The 23,108-nt window shown below is 71.5% G+C and carries 22 protein-coding genes, 5 tRNA genes and 1 pseudogene; 19 read left to right on the forward strand and 9 right to left on the reverse strand.

Annotated features, from left to right (window positions below; genetic code table 11):
* From AC07A6_RS16565 to AC07A6_RS16580, 4 genes are all read right to left on the reverse strand, one after another.
* Positions 1 to 292, reverse strand: a 292-nt coding sequence (locus AC07A6_RS16565; RefSeq protein ID WP_478777573.1) for a GTP-binding protein, incomplete at its 3' end; no start/stop codon positions are given.
* Positions 273 to 665, reverse strand: a complete 393-nt coding sequence (locus AC07A6_RS16570; RefSeq protein WP_266573763.1) for a DUF742 domain-containing protein — start codon at positions 663 to 665, stop codon at positions 273 to 275. The genes AC07A6_RS16565 and AC07A6_RS16570, both read right to left, overlap by 20 nt.
* Positions 666 to 813: 148 nt before the next feature.
* Positions 814 to 1,227 carry a roadblock/LC7 domain-containing protein gene (locus AC07A6_RS16575; RefSeq protein WP_007266776.1) on the reverse strand — a complete coding sequence of 138 codons (414 nt, stop codon included), beginning with the start codon at positions 1,225 to 1,227 and terminating at the stop codon, positions 814 to 816.
* Between the two features lie 9 nt (positions 1,228 to 1,236).
* On the reverse strand, positions 1,237 to 4,935 hold the full coding sequence (locus AC07A6_RS16580; RefSeq protein WP_478777574.1) for a sensor histidine kinase: 3,699 nt from the start codon (positions 4,933 to 4,935) through the stop codon (positions 1,237 to 1,239).
* 584 nt (positions 4,936 to 5,519) lie between these two features.
* On the opposite strand from AC07A6_RS16580, the gene AC07A6_RS16585 reads away from it, so the two are divergent.
* From AC07A6_RS16585 to AC07A6_RS16625, 9 genes are all read left to right on the forward strand, one after another.
* Positions 5,520 to 5,705 (forward strand): hypothetical protein, encoded by a 186-nt coding sequence (locus AC07A6_RS16585; protein WP_362457519.1) that lies wholly within the window; start codon positions 5,520 to 5,522, stop codon positions 5,703 to 5,705.
* A gap of 111 nt (positions 5,706 to 5,816) precedes the next feature.
* Positions 5,817 to 6,605: a fumarylacetoacetate hydrolase family protein gene (locus AC07A6_RS16590; protein ID WP_362457522.1), complete on the forward strand. Its 789-nt coding sequence runs from the start codon at positions 5,817 to 5,819 to the stop codon at positions 6,603 to 6,605.
* The gene (gene gltX, locus AC07A6_RS16595; RefSeq protein ID WP_478777575.1) at positions 6,598 to 8,073 is read left to right on the forward strand and encodes a glutamate--tRNA ligase; all 1,476 of its coding nucleotides are present in this window, start codon (positions 6,598 to 6,600) and stop codon (positions 8,071 to 8,073) included. The genes AC07A6_RS16590 and gltX overlap by 8 nt, the downstream gene beginning before the upstream one ends.
* A gap of 159 nt (positions 8,074 to 8,232) precedes the next feature.
* Complete coding sequence (locus AC07A6_RS16600) at positions 8,233 to 8,961, forward strand: HAD family hydrolase (protein WP_362457528.1); 729 nt, start codon at positions 8,233 to 8,235, stop codon at positions 8,959 to 8,961.
* An 89-nt stretch (positions 8,962 to 9,050) separates the two neighbouring features.
* A tRNA-Gln gene (locus AC07A6_RS16605) sits at positions 9,051 to 9,122 on the forward strand.
* Positions 9,123 to 9,149: 27 nt separating this feature from the next.
* Positions 9,150 to 9,222, forward strand: a tRNA-Glu gene (locus AC07A6_RS16610).
* 61 nt (positions 9,223 to 9,283) lie between these two features.
* Positions 9,284 to 9,359 (forward strand) — tRNA-Glu (locus tag AC07A6_RS16615).
* A gap of 22 nt (positions 9,360 to 9,381) precedes the next feature.
* Positions 9,382 to 9,453 (forward strand) — tRNA-Gln (locus tag AC07A6_RS16620).
* A gap of 21 nt (positions 9,454 to 9,474) precedes the next feature.
* Positions 9,475 to 9,547, forward strand: a tRNA-Glu gene (locus AC07A6_RS16625).
* A 170-nt stretch (positions 9,548 to 9,717) separates the two neighbouring features.
* Here AC07A6_RS16625 and ndgR read toward each other — a convergent pair.
* A complete protein-coding gene (gene ndgR, locus AC07A6_RS16630; RefSeq protein WP_007266782.1) occupies positions 9,718 to 10,434 on the reverse strand; it encodes an IclR family transcriptional regulator NdgR in 717 nt (238 codons plus the stop codon).
* Between the two features lie 186 nt (positions 10,435 to 10,620).
* On the opposite strand from ndgR, the gene leuC reads away from it, so the two are divergent.
* The 4 genes from leuC (at position 10,621) to AC07A6_RS16650 (ending at position 13,838) form a co-directional block, all read left to right on the forward strand.
* Complete coding sequence (gene leuC / locus AC07A6_RS16635) at positions 10,621 to 12,045, forward strand: 3-isopropylmalate dehydratase large subunit (RefSeq protein ID WP_362457531.1); 1,425 nt, start codon at positions 10,621 to 10,623, stop codon at positions 12,043 to 12,045.
* A 3-nt stretch (positions 12,046 to 12,048) separates the two neighbouring features.
* Positions 12,049 to 12,642 (forward strand): 3-isopropylmalate dehydratase small subunit, encoded by a 594-nt coding sequence (gene leuD / locus AC07A6_RS16640; RefSeq protein WP_362457534.1) that lies wholly within the window; start codon positions 12,049 to 12,051, stop codon positions 12,640 to 12,642.
* Positions 12,643 to 12,779: 137 nt separating this feature from the next.
* Positions 12,780 to 13,007, forward strand: a complete 228-nt coding sequence (locus AC07A6_RS16645; protein WP_478777576.1) for an SCO5555 family protein — start codon at positions 12,780 to 12,782, stop codon at positions 13,005 to 13,007.
* Positions 13,008 to 13,151: 144 nt separating this feature from the next.
* The gene (locus AC07A6_RS16650; RefSeq protein ID WP_362457538.1) at positions 13,152 to 13,838 is read left to right on the forward strand and encodes an HU family DNA-binding protein; all 687 of its coding nucleotides are present in this window, start codon (positions 13,152 to 13,154) and stop codon (positions 13,836 to 13,838) included.
* Between the two features lie 311 nt (positions 13,839 to 14,149).
* Here the strand turns inward: AC07A6_RS16650 and cofC are convergent.
* A pseudogene (gene cofC / locus AC07A6_RS16655) lies at positions 14,150 to 14,822 on the reverse strand (2-phospho-L-lactate guanylyltransferase); the annotation flags it as partial.
* A gap of 165 nt (positions 14,823 to 14,987) precedes the next feature.
* Here cofC and AC07A6_RS16660 point away from each other — a divergent pair.
* Genes AC07A6_RS16660 through AC07A6_RS16670 form a run of 3 tightly spaced genes read left to right on the forward strand, consistent with a single transcriptional unit; the run spans position 14,988 to position 17,944 of the window.
* Complete coding sequence (locus tag AC07A6_RS16660; RefSeq protein WP_007266788.1) at positions 14,988 to 15,740, forward strand: lysophospholipid acyltransferase family protein; 753 nt, start codon at positions 14,988 to 14,990, stop codon at positions 15,738 to 15,740.
* A complete protein-coding gene (locus AC07A6_RS16665; RefSeq protein WP_362457542.1) occupies positions 15,737 to 16,747 on the forward strand; it encodes an NAD(P)H-dependent glycerol-3-phosphate dehydrogenase in 1,011 nt (336 codons plus the stop codon). The genes AC07A6_RS16660 and AC07A6_RS16665 overlap by 4 nt, the downstream gene beginning before the upstream one ends.
* A gap of 39 nt (positions 16,748 to 16,786) precedes the next feature.
* Positions 16,787 to 17,944 carry a D-alanine--D-alanine ligase family protein gene (locus AC07A6_RS16670; protein WP_362457545.1) on the forward strand — a complete coding sequence of 386 codons (1,158 nt, stop codon included), beginning with the start codon at positions 16,787 to 16,789 and terminating at the stop codon, positions 17,942 to 17,944.
* 129 nt (positions 17,945 to 18,073) lie between these two features.
* Here the strand turns inward: AC07A6_RS16670 and AC07A6_RS16675 are convergent, their stop codons facing one another.
* Both AC07A6_RS16675 and AC07A6_RS16680 read right to left on the reverse strand, forming a co-directional pair.
* The gene (locus AC07A6_RS16675; RefSeq protein ID WP_362457548.1) at positions 18,074 to 18,565 is read right to left on the reverse strand and encodes a DUF3515 family protein; all 492 of its coding nucleotides are present in this window, start codon (positions 18,563 to 18,565) and stop codon (positions 18,074 to 18,076) included.
* A 23-nt stretch (positions 18,566 to 18,588) separates the two neighbouring features.
* Entirely contained in the window at positions 18,589 to 18,822 is a 234-nt protein-coding gene (locus AC07A6_RS16680; RefSeq protein WP_007266792.1) for an Lrp/AsnC ligand binding domain-containing protein, read from the reverse strand.
* Positions 18,823 to 19,067: 245 nt separating this feature from the next.
* On the opposite strand from AC07A6_RS16680, the gene AC07A6_RS16685 reads away from it, so the two are divergent.
* Positions 19,068 to 20,048: a thiamine-phosphate kinase gene (locus AC07A6_RS16685; RefSeq protein ID WP_042801879.1), complete on the forward strand. Its 981-nt coding sequence runs from the start codon at positions 19,068 to 19,070 to the stop codon at positions 20,046 to 20,048.
* Positions 20,045 to 20,854, forward strand: a complete 810-nt coding sequence (gene thiD / locus AC07A6_RS16690) for a bifunctional hydroxymethylpyrimidine kinase/phosphomethylpyrimidine kinase (protein ID WP_362457552.1) — start codon at positions 20,045 to 20,047, stop codon at positions 20,852 to 20,854. Before AC07A6_RS16685 ends, thiD begins: the two co-directional genes overlap by 4 nt.
* Before the next feature lie 133 nt (positions 20,855 to 20,987).
* Here thiD and rpmB read toward each other — a convergent pair whose 3' ends face one another.
* The gene (gene rpmB, locus AC07A6_RS16695) at positions 20,988 to 21,173 is read right to left on the reverse strand and encodes a 50S ribosomal protein L28 (RefSeq protein ID WP_007266795.1); all 186 of its coding nucleotides are present in this window, start codon (positions 21,171 to 21,173) and stop codon (positions 20,988 to 20,990) included.
* A gap of 241 nt (positions 21,174 to 21,414) precedes the next feature.
* On the opposite strand from rpmB, the gene AC07A6_RS16700 reads away from it, so the two are divergent.
* A complete protein-coding gene (locus AC07A6_RS16700) occupies positions 21,415 to 23,094 on the forward strand; it encodes a DAK2 domain-containing protein (protein ID WP_478777577.1) in 1,680 nt (559 codons plus the stop codon).
* Positions 23,095 to 23,108: the final 14 nt, after the last annotated feature.

A 23,108-nucleotide genomic window follows, 5' to 3' on the forward strand; every position in this document is an offset into this window, starting at 1 on the left:
ACCAGAAGCGGTCCTGTCCGGGGGTACCGAAGAGGTACAGGATCAGGTCCTGGTCCAGGGTGATGCGGCCGAAGTCCATGGCGACCGTGGTGGTCTTCTTGTCGCCGGTGTGCGTGAGGTCGTCGATGCCCGCGCTCGCGGACGTCATGACGGCCTCGGTTCTCAGCGGGTTGATCTCGGAGACGGCGCCGACGAACGTGGTCTTGCCCACGCCGAAGCCGCCCGCCACCACGATCTTCGCGGAGGTGGTGGAGCGAGGAGCCGCCCCACCGTCAGAGCTTGCGAAGTCCACTGAGAACCCTCTCGAGCAGCGTTACATCCGGCGTTCCGCCGGCCTCTCCATTGCCCGGCTGGTGGATGGCCACCATGCCGGCTTCCGCCAGGTCGGCGACGAGGATGCGGGCGACGCCGAGAGGCATCGAAAGCAGCGCGGAGACCTCCGCGACCGACTTCACCTCGCGGCACAGGGTGCAGATGCGCTGGTGCTCCGGCAGCAGGCCGGACAGGTGCATCGGGTCGGCCGTCGTGCTGACCAGCGCCTCGATGGCGAGCTGGTAGCGCGGACGGGTCCGGCCGCCGGTCATCGCGTACGGGCGGACGAGCGGCTGATCGCCTTCCGAGTACGCATCTCCGTACGCGTCGGGGTAGGCGGGGGGCGGGGTCATTGATCCTCCGGGCTGGACAGCAGTGGTCAGCGTGCCGTCTGACAGGGCGGCCGGTGGGGGGACATGACGGCCTGTCGGGGGTACTGGATTCCGGGTGTGCGGACCCGGTTCCCCGGCCGGAAGTACCGTCCGGCCGGGGAGGGGGGTGTCAGATGAGCAGGCTTCCCTGGAGCTCCGCGCGCAGGTCCGGGGTGAGGACGTTGCCGGCGCGGTCAACGAGGAGGGCCATCTCGTAGCCGACGAGGCCGATGTCGCACTCGGGGTGCGCGAGCACGGCCAGCGAGGATCCGTCGGAGACGGACATCAGGAAGAGGAACCCGCGGTCCATCTCCACGACGGTCTGGTTGACGGCGCCGCCCTCGAAGATCCGGGAAGCCCCGGCGGTCAGCGAGGTCAGGCCGGAGGCCACGGCCGCCAGCTGGTCGGCGCGGTCACGGGGGAATCCTTCGGACATCGCCAGAAGGAGTCCGTCGGCGGAGACCACCACGGTGTGGGACACCCCGGGGGTGTTGTCCACGAAGTTGGTGATCAACCAGTTCAGGTTCTGTGCCGCCTGGCTCATCGAACTCAACTATCGCTCCTGCTGGTAAGTGGGGTCGATGTGGTAACTGCCGGTCGCGGGGCCGGTGGTGCCGGCCTGGCGGCCCTGCTGGATACCGCGACGGAGGTTGGTGAGACGGCCGCGGACGTCGTCCGGGGCGCGCGACACCTGCGGGCCGGCCTGGGTCTCCGACTGCTGCTGCGCGGTACCCGCCACGAGGTTCGCACGAGGCACCCGGCGAGGCAGACCCGAGGTGGTGATTCCGCCGGCGGCGGGCTGGCGCACGCGCTCGGCCTGCCGCATCAGCTCGTCGTTCGGGGACGCCTTCCAGCTGACCGTCGGCGTGCTGCCGGTGACCGCCGCGGCGGGCTCGGCCGGGAGCTCCTGGCCGCGCTGCGGCAGCGGCTGGTGCTGCTGCGGAGCCGGGGGGACCGGGGCGTGCTGGGGCTGGTGCGGCTGCTGGGGTACGGCCGGTCCCTGCCCGACGGGCTGCTGCCCGCCCTGGTGGGTCCAGTGCGAGTCCAGCGGCTGCGCCGGAGCCGGCGGCAGGGCCTCCGGCTGGTACGCCTGCGGGAGGCGCGGGGCCTCGGCGCGCGGGGCCGGAGCCTGAGCGTAACCGCCGGGCTGCTGAGCCTGCTGCTGCTCGGCGTAGCCGCCGACACCGGGGCCGCCCGGGCGGGCGAACTGGCCGGTGGAGGCCGGGTCCATCGGGGCCGCCGGCTGCGGCCGCTCGAACTGGCCGGTGCCGCCGCCGAGGGGCGTGCTGCCGCCCTGCGGGTACGGGGCGCTGAAGTCGGGGCGGGCGAACTCGGCCGTGGAGCCGGGGCCCGACAGCTCGTCGTGGCCGCGCGGGACCTCGTGGCCGCCCTGGGCCGCGGCGCCCCAGCTGGTGCCCTGCGGAGCCGGAGCCGGAGCCGGAGCCGCGGGACCGCCGGCGCCCGGGAGCTCCGGACGGGGGGCGCCGCCGTCGCGTGCCGGCAGCTGCGGCCGCCTGCGCTTGACGGGGGCACCGGGCTGCTGCTGGGGCCGGCCCTGCTGGGGCTGCTGGCCCTGACCCGGGCCCTGACCCGGACCCTGCGGCGGCTGCGGCCGCTCGAAGCCGTTGCCCTGCTGCGCGAACCCGCCCTGGGCACCGCCCTGCTGCGGGAAGCCGCCGGGACCGCCCGGACCGCCGGCCGGCCGCGCCTGCGGGCCGCCGGACTGGCCGCGGGCCGGCAGCGGAGCACCGCCGCCGAAGGCACCCTGGCCCTGCGACTGGCCCGTCGGGGCGGAGGGACCGCCCTGCGGACGGGGGCCCTGTCCCTGCGGGCGCTGCTGCTGGCCGGGGCCGCCGTCACGGCCCGGCAGGGCCGCGCGCTGGCCGCCGGCGACCTGGCCGCGCTGCTGGCCGGCGCCCACGGGGGGACGCGCGCCCGCACCGGGCATGGACGCCTGCTGGCCGCCGGGGGCACCCGGACCGCCGGGACCGCCCGGCGCGCCGCCGGGACCGCCCTGGCCGCCCTGGCCCGGCATCGGACCCGGCTTCTTGCCGCCCTGGGCGACGTCCACCGGAAGCATGACGAGGGCCGTCGTACCGCCCGAGTCGGAGGGGCGCAGCTGGATGCGGATGCCGTGTCGCAGGGACAGGCGGCCGACCACGAACAGACCCATTCGACGGGACACCGAGACGTCCACGGTGGGCGGAGAGGCGAGCCGCTCGTTGATCGCGGCGAGGTCCTCGGGGGAGAGGCCGATGCCGGTGTCGTGGATCTCGACGAGCACGCGGCCGTCGGGCAGCGCGTGACCGGTGACCTTGACCTTGGTCTGCGGGGAGGAGAACGAGGTGGCGTTCTCCAGCAGCTCGGCGAGGAGGTGCACGAGGTCGTTGACGACGCGGCCGGCGACATCGGTGCCGGGCACCGCCGCCAGTTCGATGCGCTCGTACTGCTCCACCTCGGACGCGGCGGCACGGAGCACGTCGACGAGCGGGACGGGGCGGGTCCACCGGCGGCCCGGCTCCTCGCCCGCGAGGACGAGGAGGTTTTCGCCGTTACGGCGCATGCGGGTCGCGAGGTGGTCGAGCTTGAAGAGCGAGGAGAGCTGGTCCGGGTCGGCCTCGCGCGACTCCAGTTCGGAGATGAGCGACAGCTGACGCTGGATGAGGCCCTGGGAGCGGCGCGAGAGGTTGGTGAACATCGCGTTGACGTTGCCCCGGAGGAGGGCCTGCTCGGCGGCGAGGCGGACGGCCTCGCGGTGCACGTCGTCGAAGGCCGCGGCCACCTGGCCGATCTCGTCGCGGGTGTGCAGGCCGACGGACTCCACGGAGGTGTCCACGTCCTGCGGGTCCGACTCGGAGAGCTGCTTGACGAGCTCGGGCAGGCGGTCCTGGGCGACACGCGTCGCGGTGTCCTGCAGGCGGCGCAGCGAGCGGATCATGGACCGGGCCATGACGAAGGCGCCGATGAGCGAGACACCGAGGACGAGGAGGATCAGGGCACCGTTGATGATGGCGTCCTGCTGCGACTCGCTCTTGAGCTCGCGGGCCTTCTGCTCCATGTCCTCCAGCAGCGTGAGCTCGATCTGCTGCATCGCGCGGAGCTTGGTGTCGTCGGCGTCGTACCAGTCCATCCAGGAGCGGTTCTTCTCCTTGACGAACTGTCCCTGGGTGCTCAGCACGCGGCGGGCGTAGTGGTCGGCGCTGCCGATCTCGGAGTTGCCGTCGCCGAGGGAGCTGAGGAGCTCCTCGGGCTTGCCCTGGTAGACGAGCTCGAAGGTCTTCTTCGCCTGGCTCTCACCGCGGAGCGCGGAGAGGGCGTAGAGGCGGTCGTTCTCCTCCAGCTTGCCCTGCTTGTCGCTGCTCTCGGGGAGCGAGGCGGCGATGATCGCGCGCTGGATGGACGCGTACTCCTTGGCGGAGGAGAACGCCGCCAGGGCGCGGGTGCGCTTGATCATCTCGGGGTTCGAGGTGGCCTGCGCCATGTCCTGCGAGAGCGAGAGCAGCGAGACGATCAGCGCGTTGTACTCGGTGACGGTCTGCTGGGCGCCGTTCTGGTACGCCTTCTTGCGGATGTCCTCGATGCCGGTGAGCTGGCGGCCGATCTGGAGGATGTTGTTGCGGATCGACTTGAGGGTCTCGTCCTTGTCCTCCGCGTTGTCGACCTTGTCGGTCGCGGCGGCGAAGGCCTTGGCGGCGGCGTCGGTCTGGTCGCGGACACCCTCGACGAGGCTGTTGGCCTTGCCGTCCTTGGTGAGCGACATCGGACCGGCCGACTTGTCCCGCTCCTCCTGGAGCATGGCGGCGAGGCTGGTCGCCTGGCGGGTCATGACCGTCAGCAGCTGCATGTGCTCCAGCTGCTGGATGTCCTCGAGCGAGTCGTTGATACGGAAGCCACCGAGCGAGGTGGCGGCGACGACGGGCAGGGTCAGCAGCGACACGAGTCGCGTGCTGATGCGCCAGTTCTGCATGGCCAGACGGGAACCGGGCCCGGGCGGGGCCTTCGGTATCGCCTCGTCGGTCGCGGGAGACTCGGCCTTGCCCTTGGCCCTGCCCGGCTTGACGGCCTTGCCGGGCTTCCCGGCCTTGCCGGACCTGCCGCGGCCCTTCGCCTTCACCGAGGAGGTGTCGGGACCGGCTCCTTCGGCAGCCGGCCCGCGGTTCTGGGCGTGCTGGGGTGAGGAGCCACGGTCGATCCCGCCGCGCGGCTCCTGCTCCGCCGCAGCGCTGCCATCCCTCTTGAATCGTCCCTGCACTAGCGTCGCAACCTCTGGACCAGGCGCCCCGCCGGGTGAACGGCGGAACGGTGTCGAGTCGTGGGGCACTGACGGCCCCGTGGTGTGGTCGTCGGTGACCGGCGCGTCTCCCTCTCCATGTGCCACCGCGCGCGGCGCTCTCTTGCGCCACCTGCGCGCCGGCTGATACCCGCGGCGGTCCCGCGAATTCCAGCACAGTGGGGGATCTCCAACAAGGTGCGCGTGTCGCCCCGGCGGGGCGGTCACGGCTCGTGGCGGAAGGGCTACGCGCCGTGGAGGCACTATCGGGAGGAAACGGACTTACGTCAACCAAAGCTCCGGTCCGGCAAGGTGTCCCAGTCGAGATGATCAGGAGCGGAATGACGCATTCAGTGGCGCAATGTCCGTTTCCATGGGCCCAATTGACCGCCTGTTATGCCCGTATTGCCCGGTCGCTGGTGAGCAAACTCACACGACTGTGGCCATTACTTACCGGTTCAGACGGGGATTCGGATGTTTAGCCTTGCCTGTTAAAGGGTTGGCGCCACACGCGGCGCATACGACGACCCCCATCCCACGAAGCGACCCGAGGGCCCGAAACTCCGATGAAGACGACGATGCTGTTCCGCAACATAGCCAACCCCCGCCGCACCACCCTCGCGCACCTGAAGGACGCCGAGGACCTGCAGGCGGCGCCGGCCACCCCGGAGCACTCCGTCGACCTGCCGACGCAGACCGCGAACCCCCGCCGCACCGTCCTCATGAACGCGCCGGCCGCCGCGGCACAGTAGTCCCTCCGCAGTAGTGGCTCCGTAAAGGAGCGCGAAGCGCCGCCGCCCACCGCGTTAGCCTGGAGTCCGCAGACTCCAGCCAGCGGAAATACAGAGGGGCAGACGCAACACGTGCGCATCGCCAGGTTCTCGATCGACGGCAATGTCGCGTTCGGCGCGGTCGAGGGCAGCACTGCCCCCGGCGCCGAAGGTGAGCTCGTCCTCGACATCATCAAGGGCATCCCGTTCGCGGACTTCGAGCTCTCCGGCACGAAGGTCCCGCTGAGCAAGGTCCGGCTGCTGCCGCCCGTGCTCCCGAACAAGGTCGTGGCCATCGGCCGCAACTACGCGGAGCACGCGGCGGAGCTGGGCAATGAGGTCCCGGACGCCCCGATCACCTTCTTCAAGCCCTCCACCTCCGTGGTCGGCCCGGGCGACCCGATCGTCTACCCCTCCTTCTCCCAGGACGTGCACCACGAGGCGGAGCTCGCCGTGGTCATCGGCCGCATGTGCCGCGAGGTCCCGAAGGAGCGCGTGAAGGACGTCATCCTCGGCTACACCTGCGCCAACGACGTCACCGCCCGCGACGTCCAGCAGCGCGAGAAGCAGTGGGCCCGGGCCAAGGGCTTCGACAGCGCCTGCCCCCTCGGCCCCTGGATCGAGACCGACCTGGACCCGGCCGACCTGACCATCCAGTGCACCGTCAACGGCGAACAGCGCCAGCTCGGCCGCACCAGCGACATGGTCCGCTCCATCGAGGACCTGGTCGTGCACATCAGCGAGGCCATGACGCTGCTCCCGGGCGACGTCATCCTCACGGGGACCCCGGCCGGAGTCGGCCCCCTCAACGTCGGCGACGAGGTCGCCGTCACCATCGAAGGCATCGGCACTCTCACCAACAAGGTGATCAAGCGTGGCTAACGCGAACGTCCGCGTACGTTTCTGTCCCTCCCCGACCGGCAACCCCCACGTGGGCCTGGTCCGCACCGCCCTCTTCAACTGGGCGTTCGCCCGCCACCACGGCGGTACGTTCGTCTTCCGCATCGAGGACACCGACGCGGCGCGCGACTCCGAGGAGTCGTACGAGCAGCTCCTCGACTCGCTGAAGTGGCTCGGCTTCACCTGGGACGAGGGCCCCGAGATCGGCGGCCCGCACGCCCCGTACCGCCAGTCCCAGCGCATGGACATCTACCAGGACGTCGCGCGCAAGCTCCAGGACGGCGGCTACGCCTACCACTGCTACTGCACCACCGAGGAGCTCGACGCGCGCCGCGACGCCGCCCGCGCGGCCGGCAAGCCCTCCGGCTACGACGGCCAGTGCCGCGACCTCACCGACGGGCAGAAGAGCGCGTACGAGGCCGAGGGCCGCACCTCGATCGTCCGCTTCCGGATGCCCGACGAGACCATCACCTTCACGGACCTGGTCCGCGGCGAGCTCTCCTTCACCCCGGAGAACGTGCCCGACTTCGGCATCGTCCGCGCGAACGGCGCCCCGCTGTACACGCTCGTCAACCCGGTCGACGACGCGCTGATGGAGATCACGCACGTCCTGCGCGGCGAGGACTTGCTGTCCTCCACCCCCCGCCAGATCGCGCTCTACAAGGCGCTGACCGAGCTGGGCATCGCCAAGGCGACCCCGCAGTTCGGCCACCTGCCGTACGTGATGGGCGAGGGCAACAAGAAGCTCTCCAAGCGCGACCCCGAGTCCTCGCTCAACCTCTACCGCCAGCGCGGCTTCCTGCCCGAGGGCCTGCTGAACTACCTCTCGCTCCTCGGCTGGTCCTTCTCCAAGGACCAGGACATCTTCTCGATCGAGGAGATGGTGGCGAAGTTCGACATCGACGGCGTCAACGCCAACCCGGCGCGCTTCGACCTCAAGAAGGCCGAGGCGATCAACGCCGACCACATCCGCCGGATGGACCCCAAGGCCTTCGCGGACGCCTGCGAGCCGTGGCTGCGCGCCCCGCACGCCAACTGGGCGCCCGAGGACTTCGACGCCCAGGCCTGGGCCCGGATCGCGCCGCACGCCCAGACCCGGGTGACCGTCCTCTCGGACATCACCGCGAACGTGGACTTCCTCTTCCTGAAGGAGCCCGTCGAGGACCAGGCGTCCTGGGACAAGGCCATGAAGGGCGAGCCCGCGGCCCTGCTGACCACGGCCCGCGAGAAGCTCGACGCGGCCGACTGGAACGACCCCGAGTCCCTGAAGAACGCGGTCCTGGCCGCCGGCGAGGCTCACGGCCTCAAGCTCGGCAAGGCCCAGGCCCCGGTCCGCGTGGCCGTCACCGGCCGTACCGTCGGCCTGCCGCTCTTCGAGTCCCTGGAGATCCTGGGCAAGGAGCGCTCGCTCGCGCGCATCGACGCGACCCTGGCAAAGCTCTCCGCCTGACCCGCACCACCCCGTAGGGGCGGCAGCCGACCCGGCTGCCGCCCCTACGGCGTTCCCGGCCGCCCCCCGGACGCCGCCCCCGGCCGCACCGTGACGCGCCTCACGCGGACTTCGCAGAGGACCCCGCGCGGGAGGTGCCGGCGGCGTAGGCTCGCCCGTATGCCGATCCGCGCAGTGCTGTGGGACATCGACGACACCCTGTTCGACTACACGGGGGCCGATGCGGCCGGCCTGGCCGCCCACCTGCGTGACGAGGGGCTCGGCGAGCGCTACGGCTCCCCGCACGAGGCCCTGGCCCTCTGGCGCAGGATCACGGAGCTCAACTGGGCCCGCTTCGCCGCGGGCGAGGTCACCTTCCAGGGCCAGCGGCAGGACAGGGTGCGGGACTTCCTCGGCAAGCCCGCCATGACGGCGCCACAGGCCGATGCCTGGTTCGACCGCTACGTGGAGCACTACAAGGCCGCCTGGGCGGTCTTCCCGGACGTCCTGCCCGCCCTGGACGCCCTCGCCGGCACCCACCGGCACGGGGTGCTCTCCAACTCCTCCGCCGCCAACCAGGACCCCAAGCTGCGCCACCTCGGCCTGCGCGACCGCTTCGAGGTGCTGGTCTGCGCCGCCGAGCTGGGGGTGAGCAAGCCCGACGCCGCCGCCTTCCTGGCCGCCTGCGAGGCGCTGGCGCTGCCTCCGGCCCAGGTCGCGTACGTGGGGGACCAGCCGGAGATCGACGCGCGCGGCGCGCGGGACGCCGGACTAACGGCCGTCTGGCTCGACCGGCAGGGCGGCAGGGGGCCCGGTCCCGCGGGCGTACACAGGATCGAGGGGCTCGATCGGCTGCCCGAGGTGCTGGCTGCCGATACCCGTTTTGGAGCACGGTCAGGCATCCGGTAATGTTCTTTCTGCGCCGGGGAAACGGGCCGAAAGGGCCGGAAACCACAGGCGCCAACCAAACGAAAGGCCCCCAGGGGCTTGAAGTTCGGTGGGCTATAGTGTAATTGGCAACACGAGGGTTTCTGGTTCCCTTATTCTAGGTTCGAGTCCTGGTAGCCCAGCGCAGTGCAGCAGTAACGCAGTGCTTTGCCCCCGTTGTGTAGCGGCCTAGCACGCCGCCCTCTCAAGGCGGTAGCGCCGGTTCGAATCCGGTCGGGGGTACAGATCCTTCCCGCGGGATCTCCAGGGTCGCTCCCGGAGATCTTGATGCAGGATCGCTAGGGCCCCCGTTGTGTAGCGGCCTAGCACGCCGCCCTCTCAAGGCGGTAGCGCCGGTTCGAATCCGGTCGGGGGTACCAAGGTCTGGCAGGTCTAGACCATTGGGCTATAGTGTAATTGGCAACACGAGGGTTTCTGGTTCCCTTATTCTAGGTTCGAGTCCTGGTAGCCCAGCGCAGTACCGCAGTAAAGCTAGCCCCCGTTGTGTAGCGGCCTAGCACGCCGCCCTCTCAAGGCGGTAGCGCCGGTTCGAATCCGGTCGGGGGTACAAGAGGAGAGGCCCTCCGCGATCATCGCGGAGGGCCTCTTCCGTATGTCCGGGGCCAGGCCGGGCCGGCCGTCCCGGGATACAAGTACGGGCCCGGAGGCGCGAGTTCGGACGTGTGCGGCGTCGTACGCGCCCCCGGACCCGGGGGGGTTGGTGGAGCAGGGCGGGAATCAGCCGGAGCGGCGCAGGGCCTCCGTCAGGCGGGCGGCCGCGTCGATGACGGCCTGGGCGTGCATGCGCCCCGGGTGGCGGGTCAGGCGCTCGATCGGCCCGGAGACCGACACGGAGGCCACCACGCGGTTCGAGGGGCCCCGTACGGGCGCCGAGACGGACGCCACGCCGGGCTCCCGCTCGCCGATCGACTGGGCCCAGCCGCGGCGGCGCACGCCGGACAGGGCCGTGGCCGTGAAGCGCGCGCCCTGCAGGCCGCGGTGGAGCCGCTCGGGCTCCTCCCAGGCCATCAGGATCTGCGCGGCCGATCCCGCCTTCATGGGGAGCGTGGAGCCCACCGGGACGGTGTCCCGCAGGCCCGACAGCCGCTCGGCTGCCGCCACGCAGATGCGCATGTCTCCCTGACGGCGGTAGAGCTGCGCGCTCTCGCCCGTCACGTCACGGAGGTGCGTGAGCACCGGTCCGGCCGTCGCCAGCAGGCGGTCCTCGCCGGCCGCGGCGGCAAGCTCTGCCAGCCGCGGACCGAGGATGAACCGGCCCTGCATGTCCCTCGCCACCATCCGGTGGTGTTCCAGTGCCACGGCCAGACGGTGTGCCGTGGGTCGTGCGAGCCCTGTCGCCGCGACCAGCCCGGCGAGGGTGGCCGGACCGGACTCCAGTGCGCTCAGTACCAGAGCTGCCTTGTCGAGAACGCCGACGCCGCTAGAGTTGTCCATGAAACGATATTCACGTCTCACACTGTGAAACGCAAGTTCAAATTTTCCAAGAACGAGCGAGTCTGTATGTGCGGGTCCACGAACCACTGGGTCCGAGCCGTCGTTCCGCGGGTGGGGTAGCGGGCGATCAGGCGCACCAGATCTCTACATAAGCGCCGGCCCGACCGGCCGGCCGGAGGGAAAGCGATGGGTAGGACACTCGCGGAGAAGGTCTGGGACGACCACGTCGTCCGGCGTGCCGAGGGCGAGCCCGATCTCCTCTTCATTGATCTCCACCTGCTGCACGAGGTGACCAGCCCGCAGGCCTTCGACGGCCTGCGCCAGGCCGGCCGCAAGGTCCGCCGTCTGGACCTCACCATCGCGACCGAGGACCACAACACCCCCACCCTCGACATCGACAAGCCGATCGCCGACCCGGTCTCCCGGGCCCAGCTGGAGACCCTGCGCAAGAACTGCGCCGAGTTCGGTGTCCGCCTGCACTCGCTGGGTGACGTAGAGCAGGGTGTCGTCCACGTCGTGGGCCCCCAGCTGGGCCTGACCCAGCCGGGCACGACCGTGGTCTGCGGCGACTCGCACACGTCTACGCACGGAGCCTTCGGCGCGCTGGCCTTCGGCATCGGCACCAGCCAGGTCGAGCACGTGCTGGCCACCCAGACGCTGCCGCTGGCCCGCCCGAAGACGATGGCCATCACCGTCACCGGCGAGCTGGCCGAGGGCGTCACCGCCAAGGACCTGATCCTGGCGATCATCGCCAAGATCGGCACCGGCGGCGGCCAGGGCTACGTCCTGGAGTACCGCGGCGAGGCCGTCGAGAAGCTCTCGATGGAAGCCCGCATGACCATCTGCAACATGTCGATCGAGGCCGGCGCCCGCGCGGGCATGATCGCCCCCGACCAGACCACCTTCGACTACCTGGAGGGCCGCGACCACGCCCCGACGGGCGAGGACTGGGACGCGGCGGTCGCCTACTGGAAGACGCTGCGCACCGACGACGACGCCGTCTTCGACGCCGAGGTCGTCATCGACGGCGCCTCCCTGTCCCCGTTCGTCACCTGGGGCACCAACCCGGGCCAGGGCGCGCCGCTGTCGGCCAGCGTCCCCGACCCGGCTTCGTACGAGGACGCTTCGGAGCGCCTGGCCGCCGAAAAGGCCCTGGAGTACATGGGGTTGACGGCCGGACAGCCGCTGCGCGAGATCAAGGTCGACACCGTCTTCGTAGGTTCCTGCACCAACGGCCGCATCGAGGACCTGCGCGCCGTCGCCGGCATCATCGAGGGCCGCAAAGTCGCCGACGGCGTACGGATGCTGGTCGTTCCGGGCTCGGTCCGGGTCGCCCTGCAGGCCGTGGAGGAGGGCCTGGACAAGGTCTTCAAGGAGGCCGGCGCCGAATGGCGGCACGCGGGCTGTTCGATGTGCCTGGGCATGAACCCCGACCAACTGGCCCCCGGTGAGCGTTCCGCGTCCACCTCCAACCGCAACTTCGAGGGCCGGCAGGGCAAGGGCGGGCGCACCCACCTGGTCTCCCCGCAGGTGGCCGCCGCCACCGCGGTACTGGGCCATCTGGCCTCGCCCGCCGACCTGTCCGCCGCCGACGCGACCGCCGGAGTCTGAACCATGGAAGCCTTCACCACCCACACCGGCCGGGCCGTTCCGCTGCGCCGCAGCAACGTCGACACCGACCAGATCATCCCGGCCCACTGGCTGAAGAAGATCACCCGCGACGGGTTCGAGGACGGGCTCTTCGAGGCCTGGCGCAAGGACCCGGAGTTCGTCACCAACCGCCCCGAGCGGGCCGGTGCGACCGTCCTGGTCGCCGGTCCCGACTTCGGCACCGGCTCCTCGCGCGAACACGCCGTCTGGGCCCTGCAGAACTTCGGCTTCAAGACGGTCATCTCCTCCCGCTTCGCCGACATCTTCCGCGGCAACTCGCTGAAGAACGGTCTGCTGACCGTCGTCCTGCCGCAGGAGACCGTTGACCGGCTGTGGGAGCTGACCGAGGCCGACCCCACCGCCGAGGTCACCGTCGACCTGGTCGACCGCAAGGTCCGAGCCGAGGGGATCGAGGCGGAGTTCGAGCTCGACGACAACGCCCGCTGGCGTCTGCTGGAGGGCCTGGACGACATCTCCCTCACCCTTCAGAACGAAGCCGACATCGACGCGTACGAAAGCGCCCGCCCGGCCTTCAAGCCGCGCACCATTCAGCACTGATTCCTGCCTGATCAGCGCTTATTCACCCTTGGGTGATCACATCGGCAACACTGTGCCCCCCGCCTTCCGGCGGGGGGCACAGCCGTATGTTGAGGCCCCGTGAGGCGACAACTCGCCCCAGATGGCACAATCTGTGCATGGAACGCGACAGTCAACTCGAGCTCTACGAGCTCGTCGCGGACCGGTTGAAAGAAGCACACGCAAGGGTGCGCGCACTGCAAGTCCCGGAGGGCGTAAGGATGACGCTGTCCCGGAAGCTGTTGGTCGTCACTGCCGCGTCGAAGCACGATCTCGCCGACGCGGCAAGGCGCCTGGACAGGTTGATGAAGGACCTCGACGAGGGTCGATTCCCTGAAGGCGACTGATGCGAAGGAACTCCGTAACGGCCTACATCGTTGCGGCACTAGGGTGATTAGCCCGTTTCGTGTTTGATTTGCGGTATATATCCGCCTAACGTGCGAAATAAGCTTGAACACATTCGTTCTGGCGATGTCTCCGAAGGGGAAGACGTGAACAAGGCGCAGCTCGTAGAAGCGATTGCCGACAAGCTGGGCGGCCGCCAGCAGGCCGCGGACGCCGTCGACGCGGTACTGGACGCCATGGTCCGCGCGGTCGTCGCGGGCGACCGGGTCTCGGTCACGGGCTTCGGCTCGTTCGAGAAGGTCGACCGTCCGGCCCGCTACGCCCGCAACCCGCAGACGGGTGAGCGCGTCCGGGTCAAGAAGACCTCCGTCCCCCGCTTCCGCGCGGGTCAGGGCTTCAAGGACCTGGTCAGCGGCACCAAGAAGCTCCCCAAGGGCGACGAGGTCGCCGTGAAGAAGGCCCCGAAGGGCAGCCTGACCGGTGGCGCGTCCGCCACGGTCAAGAAGGCCGCCGCGAAGAAGGCCACCACGGCGAAGAAGGCCGCCGCGAAGACCACGGCCGCGAAGAAGACCGTGGCGAAGAAGGTCGTCGCGAAGAAGGCCGCGACGACCGTCAAGAAGACCGCGGCGAAGACCACGGTCGCGAAGAAGGCCACGGCCACCGCCAAGAAGGCGGCCCCGGCCAAGAAGACGGCGACGGCGGCCAAGAAGACCACCGCCACCGCGAAGAAGACCGCCCCGGCGGCCAAGAAGGCCACCGCGACGAAGGCGCCCGCCAAGAAGACGGCGACGCGCAAGGCCACCGCGAAGAAGACCACCGCCCGCAAGAAGTAAGGGCACGGGTTACACACGCCGGGCCGGCTTCCCCCTGGGGGAGGCCGGCCCGCGGTGCGTTCCTTCGCAGGTCACGGGCCTGTCGGCAGGCCCGGTAGGGGGTCAGAAGGTCTGCAGGGTCACCAGCGTGATGCGCAGGGCCGGGCCCTCGCCGTCGGTCTCGATGCGGACCCGCTGCCCGGGCCGCAGCAGCCGCAGGCCGCCCGCGTCGAAGGCCGCGGTCTCGAAGGGCACCGGGGTGCCGTCGTCCAGCAGCACACTGCCGCTGCGGGTCTGGGAGTCGTACGTGTACGCGGTCGCCTGCATACGGGAACTGTATCGGGCCGTGTGCCGCCCCACCCCGAGGGCCAGGGCCGTGCGCAGGTCCGCCCCGGTGTCCACGTCGCGGCGCACGCTCTCCACGTCCGGGAGCGCTATTTCCACCGCCCCCGAGGCGGAATGCCGGGCCCGGGAGGGCCCGCCGAACGAAGGTGCCAATTCCACGTCGGGAGCCGCGGAAAGCAGGGTCGTGCCGATTCCGGCCGCATCCGCCAGAAATGCCCGGGGAAAATGCCCCGCAATATCGAGCACACGTAGCAATTCCGCCGCCCGCAGGGCCGGCAGGTCGGCGTTCATCGCCGCCACCGCGGCCCCGGGCCGCCCCGCCCGCACCGCCCGCGCCCCGTGGTCCAGCGCGGCGTTGAGCCCCCCGCCCGGGGCATCCGGCAGGATCCGCGCCCCCAGCCGCGCCAGCTCCGCGCCCGCCACGGCGTCGTCCGTGACGACCACCACATCCGTGACCGAAGCGCAGGCCAGCGCCCCCGCGACGGTGTCCTGGGCGAAGGCCAGCGCCAGCCCGGGCCTGGACCCGCCGACGGCCGCAGCCAGCCGGCTCTTGGCCAGGGCCAACGGCTTCAGCGGGACCACCAGGCTCCATGCGGCGTTCGTGGCGGCCCCCTTCCCTCCGGTGCGCTGCGGCACCCGCCCGACCCATCGGCAGGTCATGGCCCGGTCATCACTCGGCCCATTGTCGCCCCCGAGCGGCCGCAGGGGGGCCTCGCGGTGCGAGCGGGGCGTACGGTGTCCTCGACAGAGGCCGGACCCGCAGTGACACTTGTCCGGCCCACAAGGTGCCCAAGCCACGCACCGGTCCTAGAGGAAGGTGTCCGAGTGTCCCGCCGCAGAATCGGCTTCTGGTACCGCCTGGCGGCGGTCATCGCAAAACCGCCGCTGGTAGTGCTCTTCAAGCGGGACTGGCGGGGAATGGATCACATTCCGGCCGACGGCGGATTTATCACCGCCGTCAATCACAACTCGTATCTGGACCCGCTCTCCTACGCGCACTTCCAGTACAACACCGGCCGGGTGCCGCGTTTGCTCGCCAAGGCGGGCCTCTTCAAGGTGCCATTCGTCGGCATGATCCTGCGCGGATCCGGACAGATCCCCGTCTACCGCGAGACCACCAACGCCCTGGACGCATTCCGGGCCGCCGTGGACGCGGTCGAGCGCGGTGAATGCGTCGCCTTTTACCCGGAAGGCACCCTCACCCGCGACCCGGAGATGTGGCCGATGGCCGGCAAGACCGGCGTCGCCCGCGTGGCGCTGATCACCAAGGCCCCCGTCATTCCCGTGGCCCAGTGGGGCGCCAATCTCGCGATGCCGCCGTACGCCAAGGAGAACAAGGTCCGGCTGTTCCCGCGCAAGACCCTCCAGGTGCTCGCCGGACCGCCCGTGGACCTCTCGGCCTTCTACGACCGCGAGCCCACGCCCGACGTCCTCAAGGGCGCCACCGAGGCCATCATGGCCGACATCACCAAGCTCCTGGAGGAGCTGCGGGGCCAGCAGGCGCCCGCCGAACCGTACGACCACCGCAAGGCCAGGGCGGAGCAGCGGCGCAAGGCCGCGGGGGAGGGCAAGAAGTGACACGTCCCGTGAAGGCGGCCGTCTTCGGAACCGGCTCCTGGGGCACGGCCTTCGCCGTCGTCCTCGCCGACGCCGGCTGTGAGGTGACCCTGTGGGGCCGCCGCCAGGAGCTGGCCGACGCCATCAACACCGGCCGGACCAACCCGGACTACTTCCCGGGCGTCGAACTCCCCGCGAACATCCGCGCCACCACCGACGCGGCCGACGCCGCCCGCGGCGCCGACTTCGCGGTCCTGGCCATCCCCTCCCAGACCCTGCGCGCCAACCTCGCCGAGTGGGCCCCGCTGCTGGCGCCCGACACCGTCCTCGTCTCCCTGATGAAGGGCATCGAACTCGGCACCGCCAAGCGGATGAGCGAGGTCATCGAGGAGGTCGCCAAGGTCCCCGCCGAGCGCGTCGCCGTCGTCACCGGCCCCAACCTGGCCCGCGAGATCGTCGCCCGGCAGCCCGCCGCCTCCGTCGTCGCCTGCGTGGACGAGGCCGTGGCCCAGCGCCTCCAGGCCGCCTGCCACACCCCGTACTTCCGCCCCTACACCAGCACCGACGTCATCGGCTGCGAACTCGGCGGCGCCGTCAAGAACGTCATCGGCCTGGCCGTCGGCATCGCGGACGGCATGGGCCTGGGCGACAACACCAAGGGCTCGCTCATCACGCGCGGACTCGCCGAAGCGACCCGCCTGGGCCTGGCGATGGGCGCCGACCCGCTCACCTTCTCCGGCCTCGCCGGCCTCGGCGACCTCGTCGCGACCTGCTCCTCGCCGCTCTCCCGCAACCACACCTTCGGCACCAACCTGGGCCGCGGGATGACCCTGGAGGAGACCATCGCGGTCACCAGCCAGACCGCGGAAGGGGTCAAGTCCTGCCAGTCCGTGGCGGATCTGGCACGACGGTACGGAGTGGACATGCCGATCACCGACACCGTCGTCGAGATCGTGCACCACGGCAAGCCCCCGCTGGTCGCGCTGAAGGAACTGATGGGCCGCAGCGCCAAACCGGAACGTCACTGACACCTTTCCGGACGCTTGAGCGGGTACTCTCGTGGCGATATGAGCAGCGAGAACCTCCCCCAGACCCCTGAGCAGCAGGGCCGCAAGCCCCGCGTGGCCGTCGTCTTCGGCGGCCGCAGCTCGGAACACGCCATCTCGGTCGTCACCGCGGGCGCCGTGCTGCGCTCCATCGACCGGTCCAAGTACGAAGTGCTGCCCATCGGCATCACCACGGACGGCCGGTGGGCCCTGACGGCCGACGCCCCCGAGCGCATGGCCATCGCGGACCGGCAGCTCCCCAGCGTCGAGGCGCTGGCGGAGTCCCCGGACGGCACCGTCGTGCTCCCCGTCGACCCCGCCAGCCGCGAGGTCGTCTACACCGAGCCCGGTGCCGTCCCGAAGGCGCTGGGCGAGGTCGACGTCGTCTTCCCCGTGCTGCACGGCCCCTACGGCGAGGACGGCACCCTCCAGGGCCTCCTGGAGCTCTCCGGGATCCCCTACGTCGGCTGTGGCGTCCTCTCCTCGGCCGTCGGCCAGGACAAGGACTACATGAAGCGGGTGTTCGCCTCCTACGGGCTGAACGTCGGCCCGTACGTGACCATCCGCCCCCGCGAGTGGGAAGCCGACCAGGCCGCCGCCACGGCGAAGGTCCTGGACTTCGCCGGCGAGCACGGCTGGCCGCTGTTCGTGAAGCCCGCCCGCGCCGGCTCCTCCATCGGCATCACCAAGGTCGACGACGCCTCCGGGCTCGACGCGGCCATCCGCGAGGCCCGCCGCCACGACCCGAAGGTCATCGTGGAGGCGCTGCTGCGCGGCCGCGAGATCGAGTGCGGCGTCCTGGAGTTCGAGGACGGGCCGCGCGCCAGCGCCCCCGCCGAGATCCCGCCGGTCTCCAGCCACGACTTCTACGACTTCGAGGCGAAGTACATCGACTCCGCCACCGGTCTCGTCCCCGCCCCGCTCACCCCGGAGCAGACCGCCGAGGTGCAGAGGCTCGCGATCGACGCCTTCGAGGCCGCCTCCTGCGAGGGCCTGGTGCGCGCCGACTTCTTCCTCACCGAAGACGGCACCTTCGTCATCAACGAGATCAACACCATGCCCGGTTTCACGCCGATCTCGATGTACCCGCGGATGTGGCAGGAGTCGGGCATCGAGTACCCGGAGCTCGTGGACCGGCTGATCCAGGCCGCCCTGCGCCGCTCCACCGGACTGCGCTAGGGGGTGTCCGGCGGATCAGGGCCCGGCCATGATCCGCCGGACACCCCCTGGCCGCGCACCCGGCGCCCCGAACAGCCGACCGCCCGCTGGAACGATCCAGCGGGCGGCGGTGTGCGCGGGGCGGACGGATCAGTACGAGGAGATCCCGGCCGGGACCGATGCGGCCACGGCGGCGGACAGACCGACGAGCATGCTCGCGTCCGTGGCATGCTCCTTGTCGATCCACACCTCCGTGTAGGCCAGCCGGCCCGTGGTGGTGAACCGCAGGCCGCCCTCCGGGGGCTGTTCCACCAGCCAGCCGACGCCGTCGACCTCGACGCCGTCCGCCTTGGGATCGGCCATCTTGGGGGGCTTGGGGATACCGCACCGCAGTACGATCGCCGAGCCGCCCCACGCGGCGGTCAGGTCCGTCTCCGGTTCGGTGACGGACCGGGCCAGCCCCGACACCGTCTCCGGGAGCTCCCTGTGCAGCGCCGCACAGAGCTGCGCGACACCGGCGGGCGGAGCCGGCGGGGGAGTCACCCGGGCCTCGGAGGCCCCGGGGGCACAACCCGCCAGGGCCACGACCGCCACCAGGGCGGGCAGGGCCAGTAGACGGAGGGGCCGGTGGTGCGAAGACATCACCGGCCAAGACTAGACGGGGGCTACAGATGGACCACCGGGCAGGTCAGGGTGCGGGTGATCCCCTCCACCTGCTGGACCTTGGCGACCACCATGCGGCCGAGATCGTCGACGGTGTCGGCCTGGGCGCGCACGATCACGTCGTACGGCCCCGTCACGTCCTCGGCCTGGATCACCCCCGCGATCTTGGAGATGGACTCGGCGACGACCGACGCCTTGCCCACCTCGGTCTGGATGAGGATGTACGCCTGTACCACGGAACCTCCAGGGCGGCCACGAGGATCATTTCCCCTAACCTTCGGATGGGCCCGGGGAGATCGGGCGGGCCCGGGGAAGAAGGGACGCCACGGTACCGCGTCGCCGCGTGCCACGGGGAGACCCGGGGGCCCGGCGCCACGCACAGCGGGGCGTACGCAGAGCAGAAGTTGACGTATCTGTTGACGGTACCCAGAGCTGTGACGGCTCGCGACCGCAAGCGGACTTGCCAAGAAGGGGCACAGCGATGAAGGGCACTGTGGGCGAGCTGGGGGAGTTCGGGCTCATTCGGGAGCTCACCTCACGGCTCACCACCACCCCGGCGGTCCGGCTCGGACCCGGGGACGACGCCGCGGTGGTGTCGGCCCCCGACCGGCGGGTCGTGGCCAGCACGGACATCCTGCTCGAAGGCAGGCACTTCCGCCGCGACTGGTCCACCGCCTACGACGTCGGCCGCAAGGCCGCCGCACAGAACCTGGCCGACATCGCAGCCATGGGCGCCGTGCCCACCGCGCTGCTGCTCGGCCTCGTCGTCCCGGCCGAGCTGCCGGTCACCTGGCCCACCGAACTGATGGACGGCATCCGCGACGAATGCCAGGTCGCGGGCGCCGCCGTGGTCGGCGGCGACGTCGTGCGCGGCGACACCATCACCGTCTCCATCACCGCCCTCGGGGACCTGCGCAACCACGAGCCCGTGCTGCGCTCCGGCGCCCAGCCCGGCGACGTCGTCGCCGTCACCGGCTGGCTCGGCTGGTCCGCGGCCGGCTTCGCGGTGCTCTCGCGCGGCTTCCGCTCCCCCCGGGCCTTCGTCGAGGCCCACCGGCGCCCCGAGCCGCCCTACCACGCGGGCCCCGCGGCCGCCGGGCTCGGCGCCACCGCCATGACCGACGTCAGCGACGGCCTGATCGCCGACCTCGGGCACATCGCCGAGGCCAGCAAGGTCCGCATCGACCTGCGCTCGGGCGCCGTGGACATCCCGACCCAGATGCACGACATCGGCCAGGCCGTCGGCGTCGACCCGCTCCAGTGGGTGCTCACCGGGGGAGAGGACCACGCCATCGTGGCCACCTTCCCGCCCGACGTGAAGCTCCCGGCCCGCTGGAAGGTCATCGGGTCGGTCCAGCACCGCTCCGCCCTGCCCCAGGTGACCGTGGACGGCGCCCCGTGGACCAGCACCGGCGGCTGGGACCACTTCGGAGCCGACCCGGCCGACGGGGAGACCGCGTGAGCGTCGCCGGGGCCGCCCCGCCGCTGTGCCTGACCGTCGCCGGATCCGACTCCGGCGGCGGCGCGGGCATCCAGGCCGACCTCAAGACCATGCTCGCCCTCGGCGTGCACGGCATGAGCGTGGTCACCGCGGTGACCGCCCAGAACTCCCTCGGCGTGCAGGGGGCCTGGGAGCTGCCCGCCGAGGCCGTCACGGCCCAGTACCGGGCCGTGGTCGACGACATCGGCGTGCACGCCGTCAAGACCGGGATGCTCTCCTCCGCCGTACTCGTCGAGACGGTGGCCGAACTGCTGGCCGGCACCCCCGCCCCGGCCGTGGTGGATCCCGTCGGGGTCTCCAAGCACGGGGACGCGCTGCTCGCCGCCTCGGCGCTGGACGCCGTACGCCGGGAGCTGCTGCCCAGGGCCACGGTCGCCACCCCCAACCTGGACGAGGTGGCCCAGCTCACCGGGCTGGCCGTCGAGACCGAGGACGACATGCGGCGGGCCGCCGACGCGGTCCTCGGCTACGGGCCCCGCTGGGCGCTGATCAAGGGCGGCCACCTCGCGGCCCACGGCGACCGGGCCGTGGACCTGCTGAGCGACGGCTCCCGCGAGCTGTGGCTGCGGGCGCCCCGGCACGACAACCGGCACACCCACGGCACCGGCTGCACGCTCGCCAGCGCGATCGCCGCGGGCCTGGCCAAGGGCCTGGACGTGCCGGAGGCCGTCACCGCCGCCAAGGAGTACGTCACCGGCGCCATCGCCGCCGGCTTCGCCCTCGGCGGCGGCATCGGCCCGGTGGACCACGCCTGGCGCTTCCGCTGAACGGCTGAGGACCACCCCGCGACGTCGCGAGGTGGTCCTCAGCTGCTCCCGGACAAGGCAAAAGGCCGGTTCACCAGAGGTGAACCGGCCTTCTTGGCAACCGGAAAGGGCTGCGCTACGACGACGGGAGGCGTCAGCGCGAGACCTTGCCGGCCTTGATGCACGAGGTGCAGGCGTTGAGGCGCTTCGGCGTCCCATTGACCACGGCACGGACGCGCTGGATGTTCGGGTTCCAGCGACGCGAGGTGCGGCGGTGCGAGTGGGAGATGTTGTTGCCGAAGCTCGGCCCCTTGGCGCAAACGTCGCAGTTGGCAGCCACAGGTCACTCCAAGACTTCAGATGCAATTACGGTGGAATCCGGCGCACCGGAATCAGAGATCTGAAGTGGCTTGCCGGACGAATGACCCGACTCTCGACGGGCAACCTGAGCAGCATACAACGACTGCTTGGGTCCGAGAAAACTACCATGGCGGGGCCCTGCTCCGCCCCGGGGCCCCCGAGCGGAGGGCTCCCTTCGTTACCCTGCGGTGAACCCTGGCCCGCACAAGGAGGAACGCCCGGTGGCGCACGAGCCTGGCCCGCACACCCTCGACGCCGAAGCGGTGCGCACCTGGAGCTCGCTGGCCCTGGCCGCACTGGGCCGGGTCCGCGAGGACATCGACGCGATCAACGTCTACCCGGTCGCGGACGCCGACACCGGAACCAACCTCTACCTCACCGCCGAGGCCGCCGACCGCGCCCTCGACGAGTCCCTCGCGGGCGTGACGGACCCCACAGCCGCCCCCGCCTCCCTCGCCGCAGCCGTACGGGCCTACGCGCACGGCGCGCTCATAGGCGCCCGGGGCAACTCCGGGACCATCCTGGCCCAGCTGCTGCGCGGGGTGGCCGACGTCCTCGGTGCCGACCCCGCCGACCCCGCCGACCCGGCCGGGCCCGCCGGACGCGCCCCGGGCCCGCTGCTCGCACAGGCCCTGACCCGCGCCGCCGAGGAGGCCTACCTGGCCGTCGCGCACCCGGTCGAGGGCACCATGCTCACCGTCGCCGGAGCCGCCGCCCGGGCCGGTGCCGCCGCCGGGACCGCGGCCGCCACCGCCGCCGAGGTCGCCCGCGCCGCCTACGACGGGGCCCGCGCCGCCCTCGCCGAGACCCCGGACCAGCTGGCCGCGCTCGGGAAGGCCGGTGTGGTCGACGCCGGGGGCTGCGGCCTGGTCGCCGTACTCGGAGCCCTGTGGCAGGCGCTGTCCGGCCAGGAACCCGCCGCCGAACCGGTGCGCCGCCCCGCCGTGCCCGTACCCGTGGCGCTGGACCCGGAGCCCTGCGGGCAGGAGCAGGGCGGGCCCGCGTACGAGGTGGTCTACCTGCTGGAGGCCTCCGACGAGGCCGTCGCCGGGCTCCGCTCCGGCCTCGACCTGCTCGGCGACTCCCTGGTGGTGGTCGGCGGCGACGGGCTGTGGAACGTCCACGTGCACGTCGACGACCCCGGCGCGGCCGTCGAGGCCGGCGTCGAAGCCGGCCGGCCGCACCGCATCCGCATCACCCACTTCGGCGACCAGCGCCGCCGCGCGGCCGCCCCCCGCGCACAGCGGGCCGTCGTCGCCGTCGTCCAGGGCGAGGGCCTGGCCGCCCTGTGCGGGGAGGCCGGCGCCACCACCGTGCTGGCCCGCCCCGGGGAGCAGCCCGCCCCCGCCGAACTCCTCGACGCCGTCTGCCGGGCCCACGCCCGCGAGGTCGTCCTGCTGCCCGGCGGCCCCGAGCTGCGCGCCGCCGCCGCGGCCGCCGCCGAACAGGCCCGCGCCGAAGGGGTCCGGGTCGCCGTGATCCCCACCCGCTCCGCCGTCCAGAACCTGGCCGCCCTCGCCGTCCACGACCCGGACGGCAGCTTCGACGAGGACGTCGTCGCCATGACCGCGGCCGCCGGAGCCACCCGCTACGGGGAACTGGCCGTCGCCGAACGGCAGTCCTTCACCTCCGCCGGGATCTGCCAGGCCGGGGACGTCCTCGGGCTGATCGACGGGGACGTCGCCGTCATCGGCGCGGGCCTGCCCGAGACCGCCGAGGCCGTCCTGAAGCGCATGCTCGGCTCCGGCGGCGAACTGGTCACCCTCGTCCTGGGCCCCGAGGTCCCGGACACCCTGGCCGCACGCCTGGAGGCGTACGTCCAGCACGCGCACCTGGCCGTCGACACCGTCACCTACCACGGCGGCCGCTGGTCGGCGCCGCTGCTCATCGGGGTGGAGTAGGCGGCACGGCCCGG

The organism is Streptomyces sp. NPDC044002 (assembly GCF_056434525.1).